This is a genomic window from Desulfobacter sp., from assembly GCF_050177295.1.
In genome coordinates this window covers 1-5,829 of the sequence record NZ_JBFXHE010000286.1, presented here as the reverse complement: position 1 = coordinate 5,829, position 5,829 = coordinate 1, and the positions used below count along the sequence as shown (strand labels likewise).

Sequence of the window (5,829 nt, the reverse complement as noted above, 5' to 3'; positions counted from 1 at the left end):
CATCACTATATTTTAATATATATTCTTGGTAACCATCCGGTTGGTCAGAAGAATTCCTATGGGCAGCCGTGGGTTGAGGCGAGAAGCCCGGAATATTAATGTGGCACGTATTTGCCCAATAATATAAGCGTTGCAGCAAAGTATTTGTGGGTAAAATACGACTGTGTTAGGATTTAAGCAATCAAGAGCAAGGAAGGTGGCAATGACGGAAAATAATATAAATTCTGTGGAGATGCAGGAAAAGATGTCGGATGCATCCCAGGCACTGGCAAAGAGTATCGCCCGATGGACAGGGGATGAAAATCAGGTGGATACAAAAATCCCAGGTCTCCGGCTCAGTCGCTGGACTACTCCGACAGAACCAACGAGTTATACACTTGAATCAAGCATCTGCCTGATCGCCCAAGGGACTAAACGGGTACTGCTGGGAGAGGATGCCTACGTGTATGACGCAAATCGGTTTTTGATAACATCTGTGGATCTGCCGGTTGTGGCCAACATCATTGAGGCGAGCAGCGAAAAACCCTATCTGGGTGTGATATTGGAAATTGATTTAAAGGAAATCTCCCAACTCACTGTAGACAGTGGTCTCCCGGTGGGCCGCTCCGGACAGGCCCAGAAAGGCATGGCTGTTGGCCGGCTTTCATTGCCTCTGCTTGAGACGTTTCAGCGCCTTATTGACCTTCTCACGGAAGAAGAAAACATAAAAATCCTTGCACCGCTTATCAAGCGGGAAATCTTTTTTCGCCTGCTCACATCGGATCAAGGCCCGCGCCTTCAGCAAATAGCGGCTTCAGGAAGCCACAGTCATCAGATTTCAAAGGCAATAGCCTGGCTGAAAAATAATTATACCCACCCCCTTCGTGTAAACGAACTGGCGGCCAGCGCTGGTATGAGTAAATCAGCATTTCATAACCACTTTAAAGTGATGACCTCAATGACCCCTCTGCAATTTCAAAAACGGTTACGCTTGAATGAGGCCAGGCGGTTGATGTTGACTCAAAATATGGATGCCATGACAGCAACATTTGAGGTGGGTTATGAAAGCGCCTCGCAGTTCAGCCGGGAATACAGCCGTCTGTTCGGCGCTCCTCCCTTACGGGATATCAATCGTTTACGTCAGACAGCTTCTGCTTAATTCTCCTTTTCAATATTGCACAGCAGCGCTGAATGGGGCCAGCTACCGGTTTCTTTGCTACAGAAATCATGATCGTCGGGGCACAGAATATTGGCATTGGACTCGAATACGCGGAAAAGTCCGGGCAGTTTCCCATCGCTCTCAGGGAACCACCATCCGTGCTGCAGGTCAACCATATCTTCTCTGATGGTGTCTGACACTTCGACCTTTTGGCGAATTTTTCCCAAAGGCGTGGAGATGACAGCCCAGTCTCCGGCTGCAAGACCTATTTTTTCTGCTGTAGACGGATGGATCGTAACAACGGGATCAGGATGTTTTTTGCGTGCCTTTTCGATCTGTCTGTGTTCGGAATGGTACATGGGCTTGAAGCGGCTCCCTGTGATGAGAATAAATGGATATTCTCGGGCCAGCTCAGGGCTTCCCACAGGAGTTAAAATAGGTTCCTGATAAACCGGGAGGGGCGGCAGGTTTAATTTTTCAAAAATTGAGGACCTCAACTCCACCTTTCCCGAAGGTGTTCCGAACCCAAGCGTTTCGTAACGGCGGAACTCCCGTTTCCCGAAAATGCCGTATTGTTCACAAAATGCTTTGAATGACAGTCCGATGGGTGCAAGGCAGTAATCGTAGACCTGTTCCACCGTTTCCCAAGGCCAGTTGTCTTCCTGGCCCAGACGCAGGCCCAGGCCCCGGTAAAAGTCATAACTGTTACGGCGCTCGTATAAGGGTTCTATACCCTGGGGGCATGGCATACAAAAATCCCTGGTCAGCCAGAGTTCCGGCTGTTCCACGGTGGAAGAGGCCGGGAATACATAGTCGGCAAGTGCTGCGGACGGGGTCAGGTAGTAATCCATAACCACATAGAGCTCAAGGGATTTCAGGGCATCAAACACCCGCTTAGTATTGGGGAAAGAAAGAAGGGGATTGCTGGCAAGGGAGATGGCTGCTGTCACTGGGTAGGGCTTGCCGGTGATCATGGCGTTCATAACCTCCCTAGCATGGGCCAGGTTGGAGTGCCAGGCCTCGGGAGCGGCCAGGTAGCCCGCAGGTAGTTTCTTGTTTGCTTCTTGGTTCATTTCCCAGCCCGGGAAACCGAAAAAAGGATACAGGTCTGACCCAAGCTGCTTGGCCCGCTGGCTGACAGGGATGCTTTCATTCATCTCAAGGGCTTCCCAGTCGATGATTTTACCGATGTCCCCGGCTATGCTAAGGGTTTCCCCGCCGGGGACTTCCAGGTTGCCGGTGATGGCCCTCAAGATTGCGCGGGCCCGGGCACACTGGGTGGCATTGATCCCCTGCTTATCCAGGCCGTAACCCCAAGGCATGATGGCCGGTTTGGCCGCAGCATACATGCGGGCCGCTTTTACGACAAGCGCTTGGGGAATGCCGGTAATCTCGGACACCTTTTCAGGAGGATAGCCTGCTGCCGCAGCCTTGAGGTCCTCAAAGCCAACGGTCCACTTGTTCACAAATTCTTTGTCGTACAATCCCTCCTCAATGATCAGGCGAATCCAGCCCAGCAGAAGGGCCACATCCGTACCCGGCCTGATCTGGAGCCATAGATCAGCCATTTCGGCTTCTTTTGTACGTCTGGGTTCAATGACGATGAGTTCAGCCCCCCGTTTTTTTGCACGGACCAGTTCGGGATAAAGACCCACGGGATCGGAGTTCACGGGATTGGCACCCATCAGGACAATGCAGGAGGCTTCAACACGCCCGGGCATGATCATGCCGCCGTAGGTGGCATACTCAGTGGCGTAACTCGGACACATGCAAATGTTGTTGACGCCGCAGGTATTGGGGGATCCGAAAAGATTGAAAAACCTGCGGCAGTCCCAGTGGTAGGTCCGTTTGGTCCCATGGGTGAAGGCCAGGGTTTCGGCCCCGTACCGGGTTTTGAGTTTGGACAGTTTGTCCGCCACCTCGTCCAGAGCCTGTTCCCATGTCAATCTCTGCCACTGGCCTTGGCCTTTTTCTCCCTTCCGTTTCAGGGGATGGTTCAGACGCTGGGGATGATGGACATGATCCGGCATCAGTCTGCCCCGCTCGCAGATAACACCCCGGGTCACCGGGTGGTCCGGATCTCCCGTAACTTTGACTATTCTACCATTTTCAATGTGCAGCAATGTGCCGCAGCGCGGATGGCAGAGTCCACAATAGCTTTTTTTTACTTCGACCATTTTACCCCCTTAGTCATGTTGTTTAACAGGTTTTTATTCCCCATTAAAACGTTGATGAACCTGTAAGAAGTCCAACCGAAGGCTAATCTCCATCTCCCCATACCTTTGCACTACGGCTTACTTTTTTACGAACTGTCGCCCAGTCCTTGCCGACGTTGAACATGGATTCCGGCATGGCTTTCAGCATTTTTTGATACAGGGACAAGGGAACTGTAAAGGTCAGTTCATCGGTTTTTAAATATTTTCTTGCCGAAGGATCAAAACCGCCGAGAATCGCTTTTTCTTTTCCCTGCTCCTTGTAATAAAGGGGCCAGGAAATAATATTCGTACATCCGGCTCCGAACGGGGATGCCACGCTGTCCACGTCTCCCGTGGTAAACATGGTATGGGTAAAAAGGCCGGTCAAGACTTCAGGACGAGCGAAAAAGATGACAAATTCGGGCTCCTCGCCATCCGAAAATAAAGACAATGGTTTAAAGATGCAATATTTTGCCGGTGCTTTGCGGGGATCCACCTTGTCCAGAAATGTTCTCATGGACGCGGGAGAAGGCAGGTACCGCTCACCATGAATAGGCGTCCCTTCAAATCCTGTGGTTACATAATGCTCAATGAATCTAAGGTTGGGTTTCATCATGGAGCAATAAAAAACACCTCCGGGACAACCGTATTCCTCGGATGAAATATAAGCGGCACAATGTTTTTTTCTGGCAAGCCAGATATTGCCAATGACACAGGAAAAATTTTTAAAAACCGCTTGCATGTCCACCTGCCCCTGCTCCTCCATTTCACGGGAAATGGGGATACCTGGTTTTGGGCCAAAGGCTTTTTGGGGCTTGGTGTTGTCATAATACACACCAAAGGGCTCTTCGTTCAAGCCCAGATGTTCCAAAAATATTTTTGTATCTGCGAAAATAGATTGAATATTCATTTTGTTTCCTTTTGCGTTGTATATACAACTATTATGGCATAATTTTAGTTTTATCTATTTGTTGCCTTTATTAAGGTTCGATATGATGTGTAACAGGGCGGCCTGACATGCCGACTGCTCCTCTTCAGTCAAACCGCGCTGCGCGTCTTTTAAAATGGTTTTGGCGATATTTGAACAACGCTCTACTGTTTCCAGAACCTTGGGAGTGGGTGTAACGAGCTTTTGCCTGCTGTCTTTAGGATTTTTAGTTCGTACGATCCAATTGCGCCGTTCAAGCCCCTCCAACAGGCGGCTTACGCTGGATTTTTCAAGATAAGGCCGCTCTCCAAGTTGTCTTTGGGTAATAGCGCCTTCATTCAATAAAATAATAATAGCACCCCATTGTTCAGCTGTCATGTCTATATTCGCCGCTTGGAATTGTGCTGCAAGCGTATTGCTTAGTAGTCTATTAGCTAACCCGCTTAAATATCCCAAGGATTTATTATGATCATAATCAAACACCATATTTGTTGTATATACAACCAAATAAACAGTGTCAAGTAATTTTAGGTGCTCTGGATGAATGTTCGCAGCATCCTTTTGTAAGAAAGTCTGTGTAACCATAGAGATCTTTCAACTTTCGTTATGGGCTGAGCCTGGGATTAATAAACCAGGTCAGCCCATGGCTGTTATATGGAAATATTACAAGTATCCAATTGGTATCCGGTGTATAGTTAGGGTCCAGTATTTAGCCTTGATGAAGCTTTGAATCAGAATATGAGGCTCATGAAAACATGAAAACTACTCAATATATTGAACAGATCGATTCTCCTTGATTTTATCGCTTTCGCGGATAGGAATTGAGAGTTGACTGTGTCTATGACCAGTCGCTATTGTTCCGAAAAAGACCATGGGCACTGGCGTTTCTATTGTTGGGATTAGCCCTTCTCCAATTTTCTTCGAAATCTTGTAAAATAAAATCCAAATTTTATATATAATTGTATTTCAATTGGTTGCTGAATTTTGCCACTTGATAAAATTCAAAGAACCAGCTAAACATGTGGCCCGCTAAAAATAATGACGGGAGCAATGAGTATGAACAAGCTTGAACTAATTCAGGCAATCAAAGATAGAACAGGGCTGACCAAACAGGAATCCACAGACATGGTGAAGCTGTTTTTCGATAGCCTCACTGAGACTATGGTTAAGGGTGACCGGATTGAGATTCGGGGACTGTGTTCTTTTTTCATCAAAAAATACGACGGCTACACTGGCAGAAATCCCAAGACTGGGAAAAAAGTTAAGGTCCCCGCAAAAAGGCTCCCTTTCTTCAAGCCAGGAAAAGAATTGAAGGAGAGGGTCGATTATCCCAATTCAAAACGGTCTTCTCATAAACTCAAATGATATTAAGGCCCAGTGAATGGTACATCAGCATTTAAGTGTTTCTCCTGGGCCTACAGAAGGAACACTATATTCTGAATCAGGGGAAAAACTGATACCGCCTGAAGGGTGGGCTTTTTTGCCCGCAGGGGATGCCGCGGTTACGAGGCGAGTAAAATCAAAGAGCCCCGTATGGGTGGTCCAGGTAAAATACCGCAGACGGATGA

At 47.9% G+C, this 5,829-nt stretch carries 5 protein-coding genes; 2 read left to right on the top strand and 3 right to left on the bottom strand.

The annotated features are described in order from the left end of the window. Positions 1-202: 202 nt before the first annotated feature. Complete coding sequence (locus AB7U36_RS16970; RefSeq protein ID WP_428160877.1) at positions 203-1,138, top strand: AraC family transcriptional regulator N-terminal domain-containing protein; 936 nt, start codon at positions 203-205, stop codon at positions 1,136-1,138. On the opposite strand, the gene AB7U36_RS16965 is transcribed toward AB7U36_RS16970, so the two are convergent. The 3 genes from AB7U36_RS16965 to AB7U36_RS16955 all read right to left on the bottom strand — a co-directional run bounded on the left by AB7U36_RS16965 (position 1,135) and on the right by AB7U36_RS16955 (position 4,846). After that, positions 1,135-3,315 (bottom strand): molybdopterin-containing oxidoreductase family protein, encoded by a 2,181-nt coding sequence (locus tag AB7U36_RS16965; protein ID WP_428160876.1) that lies wholly within the window; start codon positions 3,313-3,315, stop codon positions 1,135-1,137. The genes AB7U36_RS16970 and AB7U36_RS16965 overlap by 4 nt on opposite strands. Before the next feature lie 82 nt (positions 3,316-3,397). Beyond that, complete coding sequence (locus tag AB7U36_RS16960; RefSeq protein ID WP_428160875.1) at positions 3,398-4,243, bottom strand: DUF169 domain-containing protein; 846 nt, start codon at positions 4,241-4,243, stop codon at positions 3,398-3,400. Between the two features lie 54 nt (positions 4,244-4,297). After that, positions 4,298-4,846, bottom strand: a complete 549-nt coding sequence (locus AB7U36_RS16955; RefSeq protein ID WP_428160874.1) for a MarR family winged helix-turn-helix transcriptional regulator — start codon at positions 4,844-4,846, stop codon at positions 4,298-4,300. 471 nt (positions 4,847-5,317) lie between these two features. On the opposite strand from AB7U36_RS16955, the gene AB7U36_RS16950 reads away from it, so the two are divergent. Beyond that, positions 5,318-5,626, top strand: coding sequence for an HU family DNA-binding protein (locus AB7U36_RS16950; RefSeq protein WP_319492644.1), 309 nt, complete (start codon positions 5,318-5,320; stop codon positions 5,624-5,626). Positions 5,627-5,829 lie beyond the last annotated feature (203 nt).